This is a genomic window from Blautia sp. 210820-DFI.6.14 (genome assembly GCF_020558815.1).
In the GTDB taxonomy this organism is placed as follows: domain Bacteria; phylum Bacillota; class Clostridia; order Lachnospirales; family Lachnospiraceae; genus Blautia_A; species Blautia_A obeum.
The window spans coordinates 52891-74635 of record NZ_JAJCKS010000001.1 but is presented as its reverse complement, the minus strand read 5'-3'; the positions used below and the strand labels follow the sequence as shown (position 1 = coordinate 74635).

The 21745-nt window shown below is 44.3% G+C and carries 21 protein-coding genes; 18 read left to right on the top strand and 3 right to left on the bottom strand.

Going from position 1 to position 21745, the window contains the following annotated elements; translation table 11 throughout:
* The first annotated feature begins 30 nt into the window (after positions 1–30).
* The 13 genes from LI112_RS00325 (at position 31) to LI112_RS00265 (ending at position 11316) form a co-directional block, all read left to right on the top strand.
* Positions 31–309 carry a BMC domain-containing protein gene (locus tag LI112_RS00325; protein ID WP_005427721.1) on the top strand — a complete coding sequence of 93 codons (279 nt, stop codon included), beginning with the start codon at positions 31–33 and terminating at the stop codon, positions 307–309.
* 36 nt (positions 310–345) lie between these two features.
* Positions 346–990 carry a phosphate propanoyltransferase gene (gene pduL / locus LI112_RS00320; RefSeq protein WP_129795523.1) on the top strand — a complete coding sequence of 215 codons (645 nt, stop codon included), beginning with the start codon at positions 346–348 and terminating at the stop codon, positions 988–990.
* Between the two features lie 81 nt (positions 991–1071).
* A complete protein-coding gene (locus LI112_RS00315) occupies positions 1072–1338 on the top strand; it encodes a EutN/CcmL family microcompartment protein (protein ID WP_129795524.1) in 267 nt (88 codons plus the stop codon).
* A gap of 4 nt (positions 1339–1342) precedes the next feature.
* On the top strand, positions 1343–2671 hold the full coding sequence (locus LI112_RS00310; RefSeq protein WP_129795525.1) for a 4Fe-4S dicluster domain-containing protein: 1329 nt from the start codon (positions 1343–1345) through the stop codon (positions 2669–2671).
* Between the two features lie 16 nt (positions 2672–2687).
* Positions 2688–3236 carry a BMC domain-containing protein gene (locus LI112_RS00305; protein WP_005427711.1) on the top strand — a complete coding sequence of 183 codons (549 nt, stop codon included), beginning with the start codon at positions 2688–2690 and terminating at the stop codon, positions 3234–3236.
* A gap of 47 nt (positions 3237–3283) precedes the next feature.
* Positions 3284–4057, top strand: a complete 774-nt coding sequence (locus LI112_RS00300) for a DeoR/GlpR family DNA-binding transcription regulator (RefSeq protein ID WP_117592459.1) — start codon at positions 3284–3286, stop codon at positions 4055–4057.
* Positions 4058–4073: 16 nt separating this feature from the next.
* A complete protein-coding gene (locus tag LI112_RS00295) occupies positions 4074–5225 on the top strand; it encodes a 1-propanol dehydrogenase PduQ (RefSeq protein WP_117627601.1) in 1152 nt (383 codons plus the stop codon).
* Positions 5226–5261: 36 nt separating this feature from the next.
* Positions 5262–6926 (top strand): propanediol/glycerol family dehydratase large subunit, encoded by a 1665-nt coding sequence (locus tag LI112_RS00290; RefSeq protein ID WP_005427708.1) that lies wholly within the window; start codon positions 5262–5264, stop codon positions 6924–6926.
* Positions 6927–6937: 11 nt separating this feature from the next.
* Complete coding sequence (locus LI112_RS00285) at positions 6938–7627, top strand: propanediol/glycerol family dehydratase medium subunit (protein ID WP_005427705.1); 690 nt, start codon at positions 6938–6940, stop codon at positions 7625–7627.
* Entirely contained in the window at positions 7624–8019 is a 396-nt protein-coding gene (locus LI112_RS00280; RefSeq protein ID WP_005427704.1) for a diol dehydratase small subunit, read from the top strand. Before LI112_RS00285 ends, LI112_RS00280 begins: the two co-directional genes overlap by 4 nt.
* Positions 8016–9839: a diol dehydratase reactivase subunit alpha gene (locus LI112_RS00275; protein WP_044926181.1), complete on the top strand. Its 1824-nt coding sequence runs from the start codon at positions 8016–8018 to the stop codon at positions 9837–9839. Before LI112_RS00280 ends, LI112_RS00275 begins: the two co-directional genes overlap by 4 nt.
* A gap of 2 nt (positions 9840–9841) precedes the next feature.
* Positions 9842–10186 carry a glycerol dehydratase reactivase beta/small subunit family protein gene (locus tag LI112_RS00270; RefSeq protein WP_044926179.1) on the top strand — a complete coding sequence of 115 codons (345 nt, stop codon included), beginning with the start codon at positions 9842–9844 and terminating at the stop codon, positions 10184–10186.
* 65 nt (positions 10187–10251) lie between these two features.
* Complete coding sequence (locus tag LI112_RS00265; protein WP_005427701.1) at positions 10252–11316, top strand: cob(I)yrinic acid a,c-diamide adenosyltransferase; 1065 nt, start codon at positions 10252–10254, stop codon at positions 11314–11316.
* An 81-nt stretch (positions 11317–11397) separates the two neighbouring features.
* Here LI112_RS00265 and LI112_RS00260 read toward each other — a convergent pair whose 3' ends face one another.
* On the bottom strand, positions 11398–12246 hold the full coding sequence (locus tag LI112_RS00260) for an AraC family transcriptional regulator (protein WP_022388775.1): 849 nt from the start codon (positions 12244–12246) through the stop codon (positions 11398–11400).
* Between the two features lie 199 nt (positions 12247–12445).
* On the opposite strand from LI112_RS00260, the gene LI112_RS00255 reads away from it, so the two are divergent.
* From LI112_RS00255 to LI112_RS00245, 3 genes are all read left to right on the top strand, one after another.
* Positions 12446–14242 carry an L-fucose isomerase gene (locus LI112_RS00255; protein WP_055055990.1) on the top strand — a complete coding sequence of 599 codons (1797 nt, stop codon included), beginning with the start codon at positions 12446–12448 and terminating at the stop codon, positions 14240–14242.
* Positions 14243–14447: 205 nt separating this feature from the next.
* Positions 14448–15446, top strand: a complete 999-nt coding sequence (locus tag LI112_RS00250) for a hypothetical protein (protein WP_055055989.1) — start codon at positions 14448–14450, stop codon at positions 15444–15446.
* 242 nt (positions 15447–15688) lie between these two features.
* Positions 15689–16168, top strand: a complete 480-nt coding sequence (locus LI112_RS00245; protein ID WP_138343491.1) for a hypothetical protein — start codon at positions 15689–15691, stop codon at positions 16166–16168.
* A gap of 60 nt (positions 16169–16228) precedes the next feature.
* On the opposite strand, the gene LI112_RS00240 is transcribed toward LI112_RS00245, so the two are convergent.
* Positions 16229–18868: a C1 family peptidase gene (locus tag LI112_RS00240; RefSeq protein ID WP_227190058.1), complete on the bottom strand. Its 2640-nt coding sequence runs from the start codon at positions 18866–18868 to the stop codon at positions 16229–16231.
* Between the two features lie 168 nt (positions 18869–19036).
* Positions 19037–19480, bottom strand: a complete 444-nt coding sequence (locus LI112_RS00235) for an RbsD/FucU family protein (RefSeq protein ID WP_005427685.1) — start codon at positions 19478–19480, stop codon at positions 19037–19039.
* Positions 19481–19779: 299 nt separating this feature from the next.
* Between LI112_RS00235 and gatY the strand changes: the two genes are divergently transcribed.
* Together gatY and LI112_RS00225 are read left to right on the top strand one after the other, a co-directional pair.
* Positions 19780–20631, top strand: a complete 852-nt coding sequence (gatY, locus tag LI112_RS00230; protein WP_022387950.1) for a class II fructose-bisphosphate aldolase — start codon at positions 19780–19782, stop codon at positions 20629–20631.
* Between the two features lie 69 nt (positions 20632–20700).
* Entirely contained in the window at positions 20701–21711 is a 1011-nt protein-coding gene (locus LI112_RS00225) for a LacI family DNA-binding transcriptional regulator (RefSeq protein ID WP_227190057.1), read from the top strand.
* Positions 21712–21745 lie beyond the last annotated feature (34 nt).

Here is a 21745-nt window from a genome sequence, read left to right as displayed (position 1 = left end):
TTTTCATTTATCCATAAGGAGGAAACAATCATGACACAGGAAGCTTTAGGAATGGTAGAAACAAGAGGACTTACAGCAGCAATCGAAGCAGCTGACCAGATGTGCAAAGCAGCTAACGTAGCACTCGTAGGAACAGAAAAAATCGGATCCGGACTGGTAACAGTTATGGTTCGTGGAGATGTAGGAGCTGTTAAATCTGCAGTAGAAAGCGGAAGCGCAGCAGCATCCAGACTTGGAGAACTCGTTGCTACACACGTAATCCCGAGACCACACACAGACGTAGAAAAAATCCTTCCGGTACTGAAATAATTTATTTTCCAATAACGGAAGAAAGCAGGTGTAATCTTGGAATCAAAAAACATCGAACTGATTACAAAGATGGTTATCGATGCCATCAATAAATCAGAAGACAAAGGCAATGGCTTCATGGTTCCAATCGGTGTTTCTGCAAGACACGTTCACCTGACACAGGAGCACGTTGAAGCTTTATTCGGACCAGGATATCAGCTCACAAAGAAAAAAGATCTTATGGGTGGACAGTTTGCATCAAACGAAACTGTTACGATCATTGGTCTGAAGCTTCGTGCAATCGAGAACGTACGTGTCCTCGGACCTGTCAGAAGCGCAACTCAGGTTGAAGTATCTGCTACAGATGCTATCAAACTTGGAATGAATGTTCCGGTACGTATGTCCGGCGACATTGCAGGAAGTGCACCGATCGCAATTGTTGGACCGAAGGGTGCTATCTATCTGAAAGAGGGATGTATTGTGGCTATGCGTCACATCCATATGTCTCCGAAGGATGCACAGGCAGCCGGAGTGAAAAACGGCGATATCGTATCTGTTAAAGCAGATAACGAGCGCGGAACAATCTTTAATCAGGTAGCTATCCGTGTAGACGACAGCTTTACACTGGAAATGCACATTGATACAGATGAAGCAAATGCAGCAAAGATTGCCACAGGCAATACAGTTACCATCATAAAGTAAATAATTCCTCAGAATCAGCCGGTGGCAGATACGCCACCGGCATAGAGGGATTACAGATATAATCAATGCGGAGGCACACACATGATAGTAGGTAAAGTAGTTGGAAGTATTGTTTCCACACGAAAAAGTGACAAGTTGATAGGACAGAAATTCATGATCGTGGAGCCGGTGCATCATATGAAGAATGACTTATCCCAGATCGTTGCAATCGATATTATCGGAGCAGGAATCGGGGAATATGTGTTGGTGGCACAAGGAAGCGCAGCAAGAATAGGCTGCGGCGAAGAAACAGCACCGATCGATGCGGCAATAGTCGGAATCGTCGATGATGGTGCAGGATTGGAGTAACGCCATGGAAATCAAAGATTTACAGAAAATTATGCAGGACAATGGTGTTGTAGGTGCAGGTGGTGCCGGATTCCCGTCATATGCCAAGCTTACAGACAAGGCGGACACAATTCTTATGAACTGTGCCGAGTGTGAACCATTGCTGAAACTTCACAGACAGCTGCTTGAAAAACATGCATATGAGATCATGAAAACATTCCATACAGTTATGGAGACCGTAGGAGCTTCTCAGGCTATCATCGGAATCAAAAGATCTTATGTACAGACGATCAAAGCGCTGCAGCAGCACATTGAAGAATTCCCTGGTCTGAAACTTCATCTTCTTGATGAAGTATATCCGATGGGTGATGAAGTTGTGCTGATCTATGAAGCTACCGGACGTGTATGCAGACCTGGCGGACTGCCGATTGAGCAGGGCGTCATCGTATTTAACGTAGAGACGATCTACAATGTATACCAGGCAATGGAATCCCAGAAGCCTGTTACAGAAAAATACGTATCAGTCGTAGCAGAAGTTGAACATCCGGTTACAGTTAAAGTACCGCTTGGATGTACTTTAGACGAAGTAGTAGCACAGGCTGGTAATATTACTACCAAAGATCCTGTTTATTTTGTTGGCGGACCTATGATGGGACGTATCGGCAGCGGAGCAGATCCGGTGACCAAAACAACAAACGCTGTTCTCGTTCTTCCAAGAGATCATCAGATCGTAATGAAAAAACAGAGAACATCAGCAATAGATTTAAAACGTGCAGCATCTATCTGCTGCCAGTGTAATACCTGTACGGACCTTTGTCCGAGACATAATCTTGGACATCCGATCGATCCGGCCCGCTTTATGAGAGCAGCATCTGCCGGAGATTTCAGAGATGTAAATCCATACATCGATTCTGCATTCTGCAGTTCCTGCGGTGTATGTGAAATGTATGCCTGCCCGCAGAGTCTGGCACCAAGAACACTTCTTGCAGACATGAAGGGCGGACTTCGCAAAGCAGGTATCAGACCTCCTCAGGGAGTACAGCCGGTACCGGTACAGCCTTCACGAGAATATCGTAAGGTTCCGGAAGAACGTCTGATGGCTCGCCTTGGACTGACCAAGTATGATAAGGATGCACCGATGGATGAGAACGTAGTTCCGGTATCCAAGGTTAAGATCCTTTTAAGCCAGCATATCGGCGCACCGGCACAGGCAATTGTGAAAACAGGCGACATGGTAACCAAGGGACAGATGATCGCACAGCATGCAGACGGATTAAGTGTCAGCATTCATGCAAGTATCTCTGGTAAAGTAACTGAAGTAACAGACCGCCACATCATAATTGCAGCAAAGTAGAAAGGACGTGCAGAAAATGAGTAAAGCAATCGGAATGATTGAATTTAAAACCACTGCCACAGGTATCACAGCAGCGGATGCCATGGTTAAGACATCTGAAGTAGAGATCGTCGAGGCACAGACCGTATGTCCGGGAAAATATATTGCAATTATCACAGGCGATTTAAGTGCAGTAAAAGCAGCAGTTGACGCTGCAGTAACTACTTACGAGGACAAATGCATCGACAGTTTTGTACTTGGTAATCCTCATGAGTCTCTCTTCCCGGCTATGTATGGAACAACACAGATCGAGGGGATCAGCGCTCTGGGAATCCTTGAAACCTATGATGCAGCTTCTATCATCGAAGCAGCTGACCAGGCAGCAAAAACAGCAATCGTAGACGTTATCGAATTACGTATTGCAAAAGGTATGTGTGGAAAATCCTACATGCTTCTTACCGGAGAAGTTTCAGCAGTAGAAGCTTCCATCGAAAAAGCAAAACAGCTCGTAGCATCCAAGGGAATGTATCTGGATTCTTCAGTAATTGCTCATCCGGATCAGAGAATGATCGATTCTATTCTTTAATGAATTGAAAGAAATAAAATAAATGTTCTCAAAAGGGGGCAAAGTAAATGCTGGCATTAGAAAGACGAAATTTAATTCTTGAGAAATTACAGGCTGAGAAACGGGTCGTTGTAAGCGAACTCAGTCAGCTTTATGAGGTTTCTGAAGAAACAATTCGCCGTGACCTCGACAAGCTTGAAAAAGAGGGACTGGCCACCAAAAGTTATGGTGGTGCTGTTATAAATGAGGATGTAAGCATTGACTTGCCCTTTAATATTCGAAAAAACCAGAATGTAAGCGGCAAACAGCAGATGGCTGATATAGCAGCCTCTCTGGTGCAGGAAGGTGATCATATTTTTCTTGATGCGAGTACCACTGCAGTATTTATTGCAAAGGCACTGAAAGAAAAAGAAAGACTCACCGTGATCACCAATTCCATGGAGATCCTTCTGGAATTATCTGATGTTTCGGGATGGAATATCATTTCCACCGGTGGCGTTATGAAAGAGGGATATCTTGCTTTTCTTGGGTCAAAGACAGAAGATGCGATTCGTTCCTATTATGTGGACAAAGTAATCATCTCCTGCAAGGCACTGGATCATGAATGGGGGATCATGGAATCGCAGGAAGCTTTTGGCACGACCAAAAAAGCAATGATTGCGTCCGGCCGTGAGAAGATTCTGGTAGTAGACAGTACAAAATTTGATCAGACCGCATTTTCCGTTGCAGGAAAACTGCGGGATATAGATGTGGTTGTAACAGACAGGAAGCCGTCTGAGAAGTGGCTGGCACATTTTGCCGAAGAAGGTGTAGAGTGCCGTTATCCTGGTATGCAGCCATAGAAAGGAAGCAACAGATATGAAGACCTTTGGAATGAAAACAGTCATTCATTTTGGAGATAATGCTCTGGATCGTCTGAGAGAGATTCCATACAAACGAGTACTCATCATTACAGATCCTTTTGTAGTACAGAGCAAAATGATTGATCTGATCACAGAGCCTTTGGCAAAAGGCGGCATTGAATATGATATTTTCAGCAACGTAGTACCGGATGCGCCTGTAGATAAGATTGCAGACGGAGTTAAAAAGTTCCTTAGCTATCAGCCGGAAGCAGTTGTCGCTGTTGGCGGCGGTTCAGCTATCGACTCTTCTAAAGCAATCCGTGAGTTTGCACTGAAGATCAATAACTACGGTAAAGTAGGACTGATTGCCGTTCCAACTACCAGTGGAACTGGTTCAGAGGTTACATCCTTTGCGGTCGTAAACGACACAGAAGCAAAAGTTAAATATCCGCTTGTTTCACCTGACCTTACAGCAGATGAAGCAATCCTGGATGCAGAATTAGTTAAGAGTGTACCACCGGCTATCACAGCAGATACAGGTATGGACGTATTTACCCATGCGCTGGAATCCTATGTGAGCACAGGCCACAATGAGTTTTCAGCAGCACTTGCAGAAAAAGCAATGGAGATCTGTGGTGTATTCCTTTTAAGAGCTTATCTTGATGGAAGTGATATGCACGCAAGACAGAAAATGCACGTAGCATCCTGTCTGGCAGGACTTTCCTTCAATACAGCAGGTCTTGGAATCACACACAGTATGGCTCATCAGCTTGGTGCACAGTTCCATATTCCTCATGGAAGAGCTAATGCAATGCTTTTACCTCATATTGTTGAGTTTAATGCAAATATCAACAAGAGAAGCAGAAGCCAGAAAACATATCTTCCTGCAGTAGAGAGATACGCATCTGTAGCACATATCCTGGGACTGAGCAATTACAACCAGGTAATGAGCGTTCGTTCTCTTGTAAACTGGATTCAGTTTATGCAGAAAGAAATGAATATCCCTATGACAATCCAGGAGATTGGAACAATCAGCCCGGACGAATACTTCGGAGCAATTGATAAGATGGCAGATGCAGCGCTTGCGGATGCGTGCACGCCAAGCAATCCAAGAACCCCGACCAAAGAGGATATTATGAAGATTTACAAGAAACTCTGGTCTTTCTAATTTTATAAAACATGACTTTTCCAGGAAGGTAGACCTATGAAAAGATCGAAAAGAATAGAGGTTTTGGATCATAGACCGGTCAACAAAGATGGATTCATCGATGAGTGGCCGGAAATGGGATTTGTGTCAATGCACAGCCCATACGATCCAAAACCTTCTGTAAAAATAGAAGATGGTATCATCACAGAACTGGACGGAAAGAAACGCGATGAGTTTGATTTCTTGGACCAGTTTATTGCTGATTATGCGATCCGTGCGGACCGGGCGGAAGCATTCATGGCAATTCCATCACTGGAGATTGCCAGAAAGATCGTGGACATTCATGTATCACGTAAAGAAATACTGGAAATCGTTTCCGGTATTACACCGGCCAAAATGGTTGAAGTAATTAATTATCTGAATGTTGTTGAGCTGATGATGGGTATGCAGAAAATGCGTGCCAGAAAAGTACCTGGAAATCAGGCCCATATCACGAACCTGAAAGATGATCCGGTACAGATCGCAGCAGATGCAGCAGAGGGAGCCCTTCGAGGTTTCAGTGAAGAAGAGACAACAATGGGTGTTGCCAGATACGCTCCGTTCAGTGCCATGGCACTTCTGATCGGATCCCAGACAGGTCGTCCGGGTGTCCTGACGCAGTGTTCTGCGGAAGAGGCAACGGAACTGGAACTTGGTATCCGAGGCCTGACAACGTATGCAGAAACACTTTCTGTATATGGTACCGAGAAAGTATTTATTGATGGTGATGACACCCCATATTCTAAAGCATTTCTGAATTCTGCTTATGCGTCAAGAGGTCTGAAGGTACGTTTTACCTCAGGTGCCGGATCTGAAGTCCTGATGGGAAGCAGTGAAAAGAAATCTATGCTTTATCTGGAATGCCGCTGCCTTTATGTTACAAAGGGCTGTGGAAGCCAGGGAATCCAGAATGGTTCAGTAAGCTGTATCGGTGTTGCTGCCGGTGTTCCGGCGGGTATCCGTGAAGTTATGGGAGAGAATCTGGTTGCAGCGCTTCTCGGACTCGAGTGTGCATCTTCCAATGACCAGAGTTTCTCAAACTCCGATATGAGAAGAACAGCAAGAACCATGCTGCAGTTTATGCCGGGAACAGACTTTATTTTCTCCGGATATGCAGCAGAACCAAACTACGACAATATGTTCGCGGGATCCAATTTTGATGCCGAGGACTTTGATGATTATAATGTTTTGCAGAGAGATATGCAGGTGGATGGCGGTCTTCGTCCTGTTACAGAGGAAGATGTCATCCGTGTTCGTCATGAAGCAGGCAAAGCTGTTCAGGCAGTCTTTAAATATCTGGGCCTTACAGAAGTGACAGATGAGCAGGTTGAAGCAGTTACCTATGCGCATGGAAGCAAAGATACACTCAAACGAGATGTGGCATCCGACCTTATGGCTGCAGATGACATGATGAAGAGAGGTATCACGGGAATTGATGTAGTCAAAGCGCTTGCGGAGAGCGGCTATACTGTTCTTGCAGACAATATTCTCAACATGTTGAAACAGAGAGTAATCGGTGATTATATGCAGACGGCAGCAATTCTGGATAAAAATTTCCAGGTAATGTCCGGAGTAAATACACCAAACGATTACATGGGACCGGGAACCGGTTATCGGGTTTCAGGTAAGCGTTGGGAGGAGATCAAAGCGATTCCTCACAGAATCAACGCAAATGATATTTAAGGAGGTGCACCATGGAAGTAAATGAGCAGCTGGTACGTGCCGTAACACAGGCAGTCGTTGTACAGCTTATGGCATCCGGTGCACAGCCTCAGAATGTGAGCAGTACACCGGCACCGGCAGGAACAGGAAGTTTTGCCGGAAAAACAAGAATGCGTCCGAAACATTCTTATGAAGGTGCGGTAAGGGCCTCAAAGGGCACTGATCCGAAAGAAGTTGTGATCGGAGTCGGCGCAGCATTCCAAACAGAGATCACCAAGACGATGAGTGGCATTCCACTGGAGGAAGTTCTTCGCAATATCTGTGCAGGAATCGAGGAAGAAGGTATGACATCAAGAGTTGTCAAAGTGCTGGATACCTCAGATGTAGGATTTATGGGACTGGAAGCAGCGAAGCTTTCCGGATCCGGAATCGGCATTGGTCTGCAGTCAAAAGGAACAACTGTCATCCATCAGAAAGATCTGTATCCACTGTCCAATCTGGAGCTTTTTCCACAGGCACCACTGATGGATCTGGATACCTATCGTAAGATTGGACGTAATGCTGCCAAATATGTAAAAGGCGAAAAGGTAACACCGATCGAATGTACCAACGATCCAATGGTACGTGCAAAATATCAGGTAAAAGCAGCACTTCTTCATATTATTGAGACAGAGCAGCTGGATCCGGAAAAAGGCATGATTGAATGGGAGGGTACAAAATGAGCAGCTATCCTTTAGGACAGAGTGAAGCGGATACCATTACTTCAAGAACCGGCAAAAAGCTTTCTCAGATCACGCTGGATGAAGTAAAAAAAGGAAATGTCACAGCCGATGACATTAAGATTTCCGCTGAAACATTAAAAAAACAGGGACAGGTTGCAAAGGAAGCAGATAACCCGACAATGGATGCAAATTTCCAGAGGGCAGCTGAACTTGTCAATGTACCTGATGATATTATTCTTGATATGTATAACAAACTGCGTCCGAATCGTTCAACCAAGAAAGAACTGATTCTGATGGCGCAGGAACTTCTTCAGAAATACAACGCTCCTCATTGCGCCAAACTGGTACTTGAGGCAGCAGAAATTTACGAAAAAAGGGGAATTCTTCGTTGAAACTGATTGCAGGTGTTGACATAGGAAATTCCACAACTGAAGTATGTATTGGAAGCGTAGGAGAGGATGGAAGTTTCCGTTTTCTCTCCAGTGCTTCACGTATTACCACGGGAACAAAGGGAACGCTTCCGAATGTTCACGGAATCAAGGCAGCTCTTGAGGAAGCCATGAGTGCGATTGGCATGCCACTGGAAAAGCTTGATCTGGTGAGGCTTAATGAGGCGGCTCCGGTCATTGGTGATACGGCGATGGAAACGATTACAGAGACGATTATCACAGAATCTTCTATGATCGGCCATAACCCATCCACGCCGGCTGGTGCAGGTGAGGCAGTGGGCAGGCTTCTTTTCATAGAAAATATGGACAGAGGTATGCAGAATACACCATATATTCTGGTTGCATCCTCACAATTTTCTTACGAAGAAGTAGCTGCGAAGCTGAATCAGTATGAAGAGAGACTGGATATCCGTGGACTGATTCTTCAGGCAGATGAGGCAGTCCTTGTTGAGAACAGATTAAACAAAAAAATCCCGATCGTCGATGAAGTAAGACATATCGACAAGGTGCCGGAGGAGAAACTGGCAGCAATTGAGGTCGCACTTCCGGGTACGAGTATCCGGATGCTTTCCAATCCATATGGAATTGCGACACTTCTGGGACTGGATGCAGATGAGACAAGAGCAGTCACACCGATTGCAAAAAGTCTGATTGGCAAAAGAAGTGCTGTTGTGATCCGAACTCCGAACGGGAACATAAAAGAGAATATTCTTCCTGCAGGTGAAATTGTTTTTCATGGACAGCAGGAATTATCCATAAATATAGATCGAGGCGCTGACGAGATCATGGACAGACTGGCAGAAGCCGGAGAAATCCGGGATATCGATGGTCAGCCCAATACAAATGTAGGAAATATGCTGACGCGTATCCGGACAAGTATGGCGGATGTCGCAGAATCTGAGAATCACGATGTGCGGATCACAGATATTCTTGCTGTTGACACACTTGCTCCTGTAGAAATTTCCGGTGCACTTGCCGGAGAAACCTGCATGGAAAAAGCGGTTGGTATTGCAGCAATGGTCAAAACTGCGCATCTTCCAATGCAAAAGATCGCAGAGCGGTTGGAACAGGAACTTCACATCCGAGCAGTTGTTGCCGGTGTAGAAGCTGTTATGGCATCCCTTGGAGCCATGACGACTCCTGGAACAAAACTTCCGCTTGCTATTCTGGATATGGGAGGCGGTTCTACCGATGCAGCAGTTCTGGAATCGGATGGCAGAGTACGTACTACACATCAGGCTGGTGCCGGTGAACTGGTAACTATGCTGATCCAGACAGAGCTGGGACTTAAAAGTCGGACAACGGCCGAACAGATCAAGAAATATCCGATGGGAAAAGTGGAAAGTCTTTTTCATTTACGGCTGGAAAATGGAGCTATGCAGTTCTTCGAGGAATCCATTGATCCAAGATATTATGGACATGTAGTTTTGCTGGCACCGGATGAAATGCTCCGTATTGAAGAAGATATTCCTATGGAGCGGATTCTGGAAGTACGAAGAGATGCCAAACGCAAAGTCTTTGTACGAAATGCAATTCGTGCGCTTCGTCAGGTCGCACCGGAGCATGATCTTCGCTCTATTCCGAATGTGGTACTGGTAGGTGGTTCAGCCGAAGATTTTGAGATACCGGAAATGCTGATGCAGGCACTTTCTGAATACCGTATTGTATGCGGACGCGGAAACATCCGCGGAACAGAAGGGCCGAGAAATGCAGTTGCAACGGGCCTGCTTTTGTCTTATATCGGAAGTACCCAGGAGGGATAAACGTGGTTGTAAATAAACCGACGATCATTATTTATACACAGGAAGCTGATTCAGATCTTCTTCACGAGGTCTGTTCAGGAATTGAAGAAGAGGGGCTGTTGTTTGAAGTGCATGAAAAATCCGGGGAGCTGGATGAACTGGCTCATGCGGCAGCAGAAGATTCCATGCTTGGATCGGGGATCGGAATGAGTGGTCAGAGGATTGCCATGCAGATGAGACGGCTTCCAAAAGGACATAACGTATTTGAACTGAATGCACCACGTTTCTGGCAGTGCCGGAATCTGGGGGCAAACAGTGCAAGAGCAGTTAAAAAGATGCCATTTAAAGCAATTTACAGGGGAGAATAACCTGTTGCATATTTTATTTTTCGAGAGTAAAATAGTTACCAGTAAACAATACAGGAGATGCCAAGATGAACATTTATACAAAAGGCGGTGACAAGGGAACGACAAGCCTTGTCCATACAAAAAATGTCTCCAAGTCAGATGACCGCATTCAGCTGGTGGGAACCATTGATGAACTGACCAGCCATCTGGGCCTGGTTAAGACCATGCTGAAGGATGAAGACACGATACAGTTTCTGGAGAAAATCCAGCGTACACTGATCACGGTCATGGCAGGGGTGGCAGATCCTTACAAGAGAGACTACAGGATTGACGACGTTAAAACAGAATATCTGGAAGACGAGATCAACCGGATGGAAGGCCTTTTTCAGAGACCGAAGGAATTTATCCTGCCGGGCAAATGTCGTCTGTCTGCTGAAATGGATGTAGCCAGAACGGTAGCAAGAAGGGCTGAGAGAGCACTTGCAACAGTCAGTGTGAAATTCGGAGCGGACAACGGAGCTAAGAAATATATGAACCGGCTGGCAGATTATCTTTATATACTTGCCAGATATACCGATGCAAAGATGGAGGAAATGTCTGCTGAAGAGGTGGATAAACCGACAGAAAAAACATCGGACGGTGGAAAAGATGAGGTCAGAACCATGCCAGAGAACCAGAATCAGACAGGAGCAGTCAATGAAGCTGTGATCCAGGAAGTTTTAAAGAGAATGGGCATTCAGGGAAGAATTACACTTGCCAGTGCCAAGCGTCTGATCGAGAAGATCGAACAGGAAGCAGAACGTCGCGGTAAGAAGGCTGTTATTGCAGTCTGTGGACCGGATGGAAATCCAATCGCCGTCCATGTAATGGATGGAGCGTTTCTTGTAAGCTTTGATGTGGCAACTAAGAAAGCCTATACATCTGTTGCGGTCAAGATGTCCACAAAAGAATTAAGCGTTCTGGCTCAGCCTGGTGGAACTTTCTATGGCGTAGACAAGATGGATAATGGCAAGATCGTAATCTTTGGCGGTGGAGTTCCACTTAAAGTGGGTGATACCATCATCGGCGGACTGGGAATCAGCGGTGGTACCGGTGAAGAAGATCACAGCCTTGCAGAATATGGATTATCTGTACTGAATGAGGTACTGTAATACAACTGTTTTAAATGTGATAATAAAAATAGAGCTTTGAAGATTCGCGCAGGTGTGAGTCTTCAGAGCTCTTTTTCTATACTATGCTTTTTTATATTTCCCGGGAGTGATCCCCTTATATTTCTTGAATGTCCGGATAAAATAGCTCAGATCGTTGAAACCATTTCGATATGCAATCTCCGTGATCGAGTCATCAGTGGTGGAAAGCTGATAACAGGCCTGTTCGATCCGCTGGTGATTCAGATAATCCATTGGAGTCTGATGTGTCATCTCGGAAAAGAAACGACAGAAGTATTTCGGTGACATGGATACAGAGGCAGAAAGCTGCTGCAGTGTCAGTGGAGAAGCATAATTGTGCTCGATGAAATCCAGGACCTGCTTCAGCTGCAGGATTCGTTTATAATCGCGGCGTGCGCGTGTGACACTCTCCAGATAGTAATGATTACCAAAAATCAGACCAAAAAAGTGGTAAAATTGTCCAAGCACAGACAGCTCATAACCAGAAGGTTTCTTCCATAATGCGTCAAAAAGACTGTTTACAGTTGCACAAATGTCCACATATTTCGGAGTGAAATGATGATAGATCAAAATCTCCTGATGAATGATCTTCTGCATGTATCCGGCGCAGACTGAATTATTTTTGAGAAAAGTGTTTCCATCAAAGACGATACACTGATAGACACAATCCTCAGGAATTCCACTGTGGAGGATTCCACTATGCACAAAAATGATATCTCCGGCAGTAGCAGTAAAACTTTTTTCGTCTAAAGTGACAGTGAGTGAGCCATCCAGAATACGAATAATCTCATATTCGACATGCCAGTGATAGGACATCACGTAGCGGGGATGATTGTGGTCGATATGATGAAATTCAAATGGAAAATCATAAGTTCCTCTTAAACGGTCCTCGTTGCGGTCCAGATCGTGCAAAATAAGTGCCTCCTTATCATAAGTTCACAGATTATTTACAAAATAATTAAAAAAAGTGAATATTGTACTGTTTTTTGCTATTATAACACAAGTAATTAACGTTTGGCAATTGTATACTATGAAATATAGGAAACAACGAGATTTTTTAGTAAAAACTTCTCGTATAATAAAGTACTTAATTAAATGGAGGTAATGAATCATGGCAAAGAGCAGATTAGTAGGTAGCTATCCGGTTATCGGTATCAGACCAACAATCGATGGACGTAGAGGAGCACTCGATGTCAGAGGATCTCTTGAAGAGCAGACAATGAACATGGCTAAATCCGCTGCAAAACTTTTCGAGGAAAATCTGAGATATTCCAACGGCGAGCCAGTTAAAGTTGTTATTGCTGATACAACAATCGGACGTGTAGGTGAAAGTGCTGCATGTGCTGACAAATTCCGTAAAGAAGGCGTTGACATTACACTTACAGTTACACCATGCTGGTGCTATGGCGCAGAAACAATGGATATGGATCCTCAGACAATCAAAGCTGTATGGGGCTTCAATGGAACAGAAAGACCAGGAGCAGTTTACCTTGCTTCCGTACTTGCTACACATGCACAGAAAGGTCTTCCGGCATTCGGTATCTATGGACATGATGTTCAGGAAGCTGATGACACATCTATCCCGGCAGACGTTGAAGAAAAATTACTCAGATTCGGACGTGCAGCAGTTGCAGCAGCTTCCATGAGAGGCAAATCTTACCTGCAGATCGGTTCCGTTACAATGGGTATCGGCGGATCTATCATTGATTCCGATTTCATCGAATCCTATCTTGGAATGCGTGTTGAATCCGTTGATGAGGTTGAGATCATCCGTCGTATGACAGAAGGTATCTACGATCACGCAGAATTCGAAAAAGCTCTCAAATGGGCGAAAGAAACATGTAAGATTGGTTGGGACAAGAACCCTGAAGAACTGCAGTTCTCACCAGAAAAGAAAGAAGAGCAGTTTGAATTTGTAGTTAAGATGGCAGTTATCATCAAAGAACTGATGAACGGCTGTGATAAACTTGATCCGAAATTCTCCGAAGAAGCAATCGGACACAACGCTCTGGCAGCTGGTTTCCAGGGACAGAGACAGTGGACAGACTTCTATCCAAACGGTGACTTCGCAGAAGCTATGCTGAACACATCCTTCGACTGGAACGGAGCTCGTGAGCCATACATCCTCGCTACAGAGAATGACGTTCTCAACGGTCTTGGAATGATGTTCATGAAACTCCTTACAAACAGAGCTCAGATCTTCGCTGACGTTCGTACATACTGGAGCCCAGAGGCTGTTAAGAAAGCTACAGGATATGACCTTGAAGGCGTAGCTAAAGAAGCTGGCGGATTCCTTCACCTGATCAACTCCGGTGCTGCTTGCCTCGATGCTAACGGCGAAGCTAAAGACGAAAACGGCAATGCTGTTATGAAACAGTGGTGGGATATCACAGAAGAAGACCAGAAAGCAATCATGGATAACACAGAATGGTGTATGGCCGACAACGGATACTTCCGTGGAGGCGGATACTCCAGCCGTTACGAAACAAAAGCTCAGATGCCTGCAACAATGATCCGTCTGAACCTTGTGAAAGGACTTGGACCGGTTCTGCAGATCGCTGAAGGATGGACAGTAGCTCTTCCGGCAGAAGTATCTGATAAACTCTGGAAACGTACAGACTACACATGGCCATGCACATGGTTCGCTCCAAGATGCGATGGCAAAGAAGGACCGTTCAAGACAGCTTATGATGTAATGAACAACTGGGGAGCTAACCACGGTGCTATCTCCTATGGACATATCGGAGCTGACCTGATCACAATGTGTTCTATGCTTCGTATCCCAGTATCCATGCACAACGTTCCGGAAAAAGATATTTATCGTCCGGCAGCATGGAATGCATTCGGAATGGACAAAGAAGGTGCAGATTTCCGCGCTTGCAAGAACTACGGACCTCTGTACAAATAATCAGACAAAATGCCATGATATAAGCAAAGACCTCGGAGATGACTCCGGGGTCTTTGTACTTTCCGTAAATTATGTCGAAAAACTTCCGCTTTTTGTTGATTTTTACATTTTTTTATGACAAAAAAAGATTATCATTATAACGGTACTGTGGTATGATGGTTTACGAAATACAGGAAAACACGCGAGTGAAGGGGATAAAAAGAAAATGAAAAAACTGACGAAAAGTTTTCTGGTTATGATACTGGGACTTCTGATGAGCGTCAATGTCATGGCAGATGTGCAGACCGGCAAGACAGGACCGGATTATCCGACAGACTATTATATGATCGTAGAATCAAAGGCAGGAGGAATCGATATTTATTCACAGCCGGATCTGGAATCTACGAGGCTGAATGATGAGCAGATTCCGAATGGAACGGCGCTTCATATAGAAGGAGAAGTAGAGGATACCGAGAATAACCGTACGTGGGGATACACAGAATATCATGGTATGTATGGATACGCCCCGCTTGACGAGTGCAGGCCGGCGGATTCCAGAAAAGAAGCAATTGATTCTGAACTTTATATCGCAGGTAAGGATCAGGTGAATTACAATGCTGATTATGATGTAAATGCATATGCAGAAGAAGGATCACAGAAGCTTTATCAGGGACCTGGAACAAAATATGGAGAAGTTCCGGGAGTGCGCGATATTGAAAATGGCGAGACTCTTCATATCACACAGGATGCCGAAATGGTGGATGGAAGCCATTGGGGCGTGACCACAGTTGACGGAACAGAAGGCTGGGTAGATCTGGAGAAAACAGAAGAATGGAAGAAGGAACATCCGGATACAGTAGAAGAGAGTGTGGATGCAGTGGCAGAAGTGAGTGTAACACCAACCGAAGTAGCTAAAGCGACCGAGACACCAGTCCCGACAGAGACTGCAAAGGCAACGGAGACACCGGCACCAACTGAGGCTGCAGAAGCGACTGAGACACCAACACCGGCAGTTACAGAAGAAGCAGATGAAGCTGAAAATACAGAAAAAGACTCCAAAGAGCCTGAAGCAGAAAACTCTGACACAAAGGACAGCCGTGAGGCATCCGGGCAGAATGTAAAAGCTGCAAAAACAAAATGGTATCAGAATCCGTTCACATGGATTATCGGAATTGCAGTACTTGCAGTGATTGGATTGCTGGTCTATCATAATAAGAAGAAATAAAATAATAAGAAGATTAAAATGAACGCAAGGCGAAGGACAGGGAATATTCTGGAAAGATATCCCCTGTCTTTTTCTGTGCAAAAGAGTTCTTGACAAAGCACAGAAGAAATACATGAAGAGCCTGAAAAGATGAAAATATACATGAAATTGAGAAAAATCAATGAGAATGACGCATTGATGAATAGAAGTGAATATGAGATGAAGCAGCGCTTAGCTCGTTAAAATTAAATTTGGATCAGGATTTGGAGAAAGTTCCGGCCGTTTTTTCTGATTATGTAGATAAACTTTCAGCATATTCTGTGACTCTGGTGTATTCGGACGGATCAGAAAAGTTGTTGGATGGAGAAGATTCGAATTACAGTCTGACGGTTAGCTATGAAGATTCGAAGGATGAGGAGCAAAACATTCACAAAATCTGTCATGCTGTTGTGAAGGAAGTCTCAACAGGAAAAGAATTTGAAGATACGCAGGAGATCATTCTGGGAAGGGCTGCACCAGATGAGATCAGTACAGAGGCGATGACAACCCTGATTCTGCAGGGTAAAAAGAAATGGCTCATCGTTCAGTCAACTCCGAGTGTCAGCGGCAGTTATGCACTGAACAGTGACAGGACAATAAATAATATATGGTATAAATCGGAGAACGGAGAGATCATTTGCACGGAGGATATTCTGAAACTTCAGAAGGATACGACCTATCAGTTTCTGATTACACTGAAATAAGAAAACAGCAAAAAAGAACAGGGAAGATGAAATTTCATCTTCCCTGTTCCTTTTTGCTATTTAAAACTTTTTAATTTTTACCGTCCGGGATTTCTTCCAGAGTATTTTTTTGTATGCCTTGTATTTCTTTCGTGGAACGCATACGGTCATCTTGCTGGTGGACTGGTCGATCTTGGAGGAAACCTTCTTAAGCTTTAAGCTTTTGATCGTGATCGTGCATCCCTTTTTGACTCCGCGGAAAGCTCCGGAGTTTATCTGTGTCAGGCCGGTTCCGATGGTAACCTTTTTGAGCTTCTTGCACTTGTAGAAAGCATTCTTGCCGATCACGGAGACGTTGTTTCCGATGGAAACAGTGGTGAGCCGCGATTTGTTTTTGAAGGCATTAGCCCAGACTGAGGTGACGCGATAGGTGATTCCTTTGTAACGGATTATTGAAGGAATGCTGGCCCTGGTGATCCTTTTGTTTGTTGTTCCATAGCAGGTAACTGCCTGTTTTCCGACAACCCGGTAAATCAGCCTTGCAGATGAAACATAGGTGAAATTCCACTGGGCATAAAGTGTGAGATTCTGGTTTAATTGTATTTTCTGCCCCGGACTGTAGCTCTTTCCCCGTCCATCGGAGCGGGTATTCCATCCGGCAAAAAATCTGGTTTTACAATATGGTGCATTTCCAACTGTAATAGTCTGTTTTTCCTGTGCGGAAGATGCAGAAGGCATATTTCCGACCCCAAGACTGCTGTTTTTATTGTAATTAATCCGATGACTTACAGGAGTCGGTGTTGGTGTCATGGTAGGAGGCGGTTCCGGTGTATCCGGTGTGTCATCTGGAATTTCAATTTCCGGAGTTATTTCTGGACTAACTGCCGGTGTCACTGCCGGAGAAACAATCGGTGTTTCATCCGGGTCAGGATCAGGAGTTACGACTGTCGAAGTACTCAGGGTTCTGGTATGTGCCTTAATGGAGAAACAATACTCGGATTTGGCTGCATCTGTCCATCTTTTTCCATCTGCGGAATAAAAACTTTGATTTGCATCAATACCGGCAACTGTTGTAAACCAGGAACTGCTGCTGCTTGTTTTTTCCAGATAATATCTCTGAGAACCGTTCGGAATTTGAAGAACAACAGAGTAGAGAGTTCCCGGTGGAATCTTCACCGGCTTCTCAAGCCGAATGGTCTGGATTCCGGCAAAGGCCTGCGTATATTCCATTGGTGTGGCATAAGCAGGAGTGCCGCTTGTCGGATCAGAAGGATTCGTCAGATCGGTATAAATCTGAATCTGAAAATCAGTATTATCCTGTGGAACTGCAGTAACGATCTCACCGAGCTCTTCATCTTTTCCTTTTCCGGCGGTTGCCTTAAAAATATTGGAAGCATAGTATCCATTGGAAATACCTGGAAAGACAACGGTTCCTGCGGAAGCACCATCATAAAAATAATTATTATTATATTCTTCTGAAGTTGATGCAGTATTGCAGACCAGGTTGGAAAAGGTTGCATTGTCATAGGCCATATAGAAATAGCCTTTGTCACCGAAGCCTGTGCCATAGCTGTTTTTGACAATCCATGCACCGTTTCTGCTCGGCTTGGGACCATCTATAAAGTTTTCTTTCTTATAGTTGTCATCCCATCCCACAATTGTCACAGCATGATTGACCATCTGTTTACCATTAGAGGAAAGTTTAGGAACAGCCTGGTAATAGGCTGCGGTATTGACAGTATAATTCTGAAGATTCCAGTACATCATCGCCGATACAGATTTATATTCGCTTAAAAGCAGTTTTACACGGTCTTCATCGTATTCCGAAAAGACAGCATCCTCCATATATGCAGCACTGTCGTATGCAAGATCTTCCGGCCAGGTTTTGGTTGTGGAAGAGAAAGGTACCTTTTCTTCGGTGGTCATACCGGACCAGGTGCTTAAGAAGAAGGAAGCCACCTGACCATTTCCGGTTCCGTGATAATCAGCATTGGTTCTTGTGATCTTGTCGTTGGGAGTATTAACAAGAGGATCATTTACGCGATTGGCCCAGAAATAAGCAAGATGCTCTTCTGAGAGATCATAATATCCGAGTCCTCTTGAAAGAAGAGAGGTCTCAATATTTGAGGTAAGACTGAAATCCCAGCAGAGGCTGGTCGAACTCTGATTTTTTACGGGTGTGACAAGCCCTTCTTTTGCCGAGTTGTATTCTTCTGGATAAAGTGCATAGGGTACAATATCCAGATCACTGGTGACTTCATCCGTTACAGGCATATCGGTAAGTTCCGGGATCATGGCGAGCTGGGCTTCACGTTCTTCATCTGTCATTGGACGCCCGAGAACATAATCCAGTTCGCTGTCAATGTCAGTAGCTGTCCCGTCTGAGAAAACTTCCTGGCTGTCATCACTGCTAAAATCGTCAGATTCATTTTCTTTATCAGAATTGACTGCCGCAATAGAGGAACCTTCCTCGTCTGTAGATACATCGGAATCTGTTGCATCAATGGACAGATTCGTATCCTCTGAAGCCACTGTGTCATCTGAAGCAGCCATATCAGCTGCTGAATCAGAATCAACTGTCAGATCAGAACCATCGTCTTCGGCTGATAATTCAACATTGCTGTACTCGCCGGCATAAACGGGAATTCCTCCGAAAAGGAGCGAGCCAGTAAGAAGCAGTGCAAGGACTCGTCTGTTTTTAGGTGATTTATGGTAATGCATAATAACCTCCGATTTTAAAAACGTTTATAGCAGCACTTGAAAACAGATTTTTTTTATCATAACACATATGAGAATAAAAGCAACCGGATGAAAACAGAAAGTTGACATAAAAATACCCTGAAGATTCGAAAATCTCCAGGGTAACTTAGGAAAAAAGATGGCCGATGATTATTTGTTGATAACAACACCTTTCTGCAGCATAACATTTGCATACAGAGCTTTTTCACTTGTAGAAATGATGCAGTAAGCTGTTTTGGCTTCATCATAGAATGCAAAACGTTCGATGTTTCCTACTACAGCATCTCCTCTGTCATCATATTTACGGATGATCTCTTTGTAGGTATCCCAGATTGGGGTTTCTACATCGTCACCAGGCATTACTTCCATCAGGTTAACCGGATGTTCTACATAAGTATCCAGTGGGAAAACTTTCAGGATCGCTTCCAGAATTTCCGGAACACCATGTCCGTCACAGCGGATGGTAATCGCATTTTTACCCATAGATTCAACCGGGAAGTTACCGTCTGCGATAACAAGACGATCGCTGTGTCCCATTTCACATAATACCTTTAATAATTCAGGTGATAAGATTTCAGGAATTCCTTTTAACATATCTTTATGCCTCCGTTCAAATTTTTACTGAATTATGGCATATCTCGCACAGAGACAGCCTCTATATAAAGAATGTACCTGCATTTATGATACTTTGCAAGAGAATATTTTCCGATAAAAGATGAATATTTTACACTGTTTTGAAGAAAGTGAAAAGTGAATATTTTATGGTTGACAGAAGCAGAGAACAGAGGTATGATTGGCTCAAACGGAAACGTTTCGGTTTTGCAAATGTTATCCGGCATTACAGAAACAGTAAGAACAAAAATCATACATATATTATGAGGAGGAAAATCATTATGCCACTTGTTACATCAAAAGAAATGCTGTCCAAAGCTCAGAAAGGCGGTTATGCAGTAGGTGCATTTAACGCAGAGAACATGGAGATGGTCAAAGCAATCATTCAGGCAGCAGAAGAACTCAAAGCACCAGTTATGATTCAGACTACACCATCTACAGTTAAATACGGTACCGTAGATACCTATGCGGCAATCGTTGCAGCAGAAGCAAAGAAAGCATCTGTTCCGGTATGCCTTCATCTGGATCATGGCAGCAGCTTTGAGCTTGCTATGCAGGCAATACATGCAGGATATACTTCTGTTATGATCGATGGATCCAAACTGGATTTTGAAGCAAACATCGCAGAGACCAAACGTGTGGCAGATGTAGCAAAAGCACTTGATATTCCATGTGAAGCAGAACTTGGTAAGGTCGGCGGCAAAGAAGATGATCTGGAAGCAGAGGCAGACACCAACACAGATCCACAGGAAGCAAAAGAATTCGTAGAGCGTACAGGAGTTACATCTCTTGCAGTTGCAATCGGAACTGCACATGGTTTCTATGTGGGAACACCGGTTCTCGACAAAGAACGTCTCAGTGAGATTCGTGAAGTTGTAGACATTCCGCTGGTTCTCCATGGCGCATCCGGACTCAGTGATGAAGATGTTATGGATTGTGTAAAACGTGGTATCTGCAAAGTAAACTTTGCTACAGAACTTCGGGCAGCATATTCTAAGGCAGTGAAAGAACTTCTTGCAGAAAAACCGGATACCATTGATCCGAAAGCATATGGCAAGACAGCTATTGCAGCAGTGAAGGAACTGGTTATGGCAAGAATGAAAGTCTGCGGATGTGACGGAAAAGCAGAATAAAAACAAAAGTACGAGAACCATGATTCAGTACACAGAAATATCAGTGGAAACAGAAGGCAGTGAGACATAATGGCGGCAACAATGAAAGACATCGCCAGACGGACTGGTCTTGGTCTGGCTACGATTTCTTCTTATTTTAATGGCGGTAATGTCCGAGAGAAAAACAGAATAAAGATTGAAGAAGCCATTGAGGAACTCCATTATGAAGTCAATGAAGTTGCCAGAGGGCTGAAGACGAATGCGACCAAAACAATAGGTGTAGTGATTCCGGAGCTGAATAATACATTCTGCGCTGAAATCATAACGGGTATGGAAGATATCCTTCGAAGTCATGGCTATGCCACGATCGTCTGTGACTGCCGAACCGATAAGAAACTGGAACGGGAGGCAATAGAGTTCCTGATCCGCAGGCGGGTTGACGGAGTTATTAATATGCCGGTCGATGAAGAAGGAAATCATCTGAAGAAATTTCAGAAGACAGGAAAACCAATCGTTCTGATTGACCGTAAGATACAGGGAATCTCCTGTGACAGTGTGTTGGTGGACAATAAAAAAGCTGCGGAGGATGCAGTACGACAGTTTATAGAAAGAGGTCATCGCTATATCGGGATCATCGGTGGACCGAAGGGGATTTTTACTGCACAGGAACGTATGGCCGGATATTACAGAGCATTGAAAAAGGCCGGAATTCCGGTCAGAGAATCCCTGATCTGTCATGGAGATTATACGATTCAGGGCGGTGTACAGAGTCTGGAGGAACTGGTGCAGAAAAATCCGGATATGACAGCGGTGTTTGTGACCAACTACGAAATGACAATGGGGGCCATGATCGGAGTAAATGAACTTGGAATACAGATACCGGAACAGCTTTCTGTGATTGGTTTTGACAATCTGCAGTTTGCGAGAGCATGTAACCCAAAGTTGACGATTGTATCACAGCCAACGGATGGAATTGCCAGAGAAGTGGCAAGAATCATGCTGGAACATCTGGAAAATGGCAAAAAAGAATCAGAAGAGTTTTTTACAGAAAAACTGCAGACAGAAATCATAGAAGGCAAGTCTGTAAATACTTTAAAATGATACAGAGAGAACAGATCGGAGTGTCAGCTGAAGA

Bases quoted from the DNA above. Each gene is read 5' to 3' on its own strand.
- LI112_RS00265 (WP_005427701.1), top strand. From the start codon at position 10,252: ATGAACATTTATACAAAAGGCGGTGACAAGGGAACGACAAGCCTTGTC.
- gatY (WP_022387950.1), top strand. From the start codon at position 19,780: ATGCCACTTGTTACATCAAAAGAAATGCTGTCCAAAGCTCAGAAAGGC.
- LI112_RS00305 (WP_005427711.1), top strand. From the start codon at position 2,688: ATGAGTAAAGCAATCGGAATGATTGAATTTAAAACCACTGCCACAGGT.
- LI112_RS00285 (WP_005427705.1), top strand. From the start codon at position 6,938: ATGGAAGTAAATGAGCAGCTGGTACGTGCCGTAACACAGGCAGTCGTT.
- LI112_RS00255 (WP_055055990.1), top strand. From the start codon at position 12,446: ATGGCAAAGAGCAGATTAGTAGGTAGCTATCCGGTTATCGGTATCAGA.
- LI112_RS00235 (WP_005427685.1), bottom strand. From the start codon at position 19,480: ATGTTAAAAGGAATTCCTGAAATCTTATCACCTGAATTATTAAAGGTA.
- LI112_RS00325 (WP_005427721.1), top strand. From the start codon at position 31: ATGACACAGGAAGCTTTAGGAATGGTAGAAACAAGAGGACTTACAGCA.
- LI112_RS00310 (WP_129795525.1), top strand. From the start codon at position 1,343: ATGGAAATCAAAGATTTACAGAAAATTATGCAGGACAATGGTGTTGTA.
- LI112_RS00225 (WP_227190057.1), top strand. From the start codon at position 20,701: ATGGCGGCAACAATGAAAGACATCGCCAGACGGACTGGTCTTGGTCTG.
- LI112_RS00280 (WP_005427704.1), top strand. From the start codon at position 7,624: ATGAGCAGCTATCCTTTAGGACAGAGTGAAGCGGATACCATTACTTCA.
- LI112_RS00290 (WP_005427708.1), top strand. From the start codon at position 5,262: ATGAAAAGATCGAAAAGAATAGAGGTTTTGGATCATAGACCGGTCAAC.
- LI112_RS00315 (WP_129795524.1), top strand. From the start codon at position 1,072: ATGATAGTAGGTAAAGTAGTTGGAAGTATTGTTTCCACACGAAAAAGT.
- LI112_RS00250 (WP_055055989.1), top strand. From the start codon at position 14,448: ATGAAAAAACTGACGAAAAGTTTTCTGGTTATGATACTGGGACTTCTG.
- LI112_RS00295 (WP_117627601.1), top strand. From the start codon at position 4,074: ATGAAGACCTTTGGAATGAAAACAGTCATTCATTTTGGAGATAATGCT.
- LI112_RS00240 (WP_227190058.1), bottom strand. From the start codon at position 18,868: ATGCATTACCATAAATCACCTAAAAACAGACGAGTCCTTGCACTGCTT.
- LI112_RS00300 (WP_117592459.1), top strand. From the start codon at position 3,284: ATGCTGGCATTAGAAAGACGAAATTTAATTCTTGAGAAATTACAGGCT.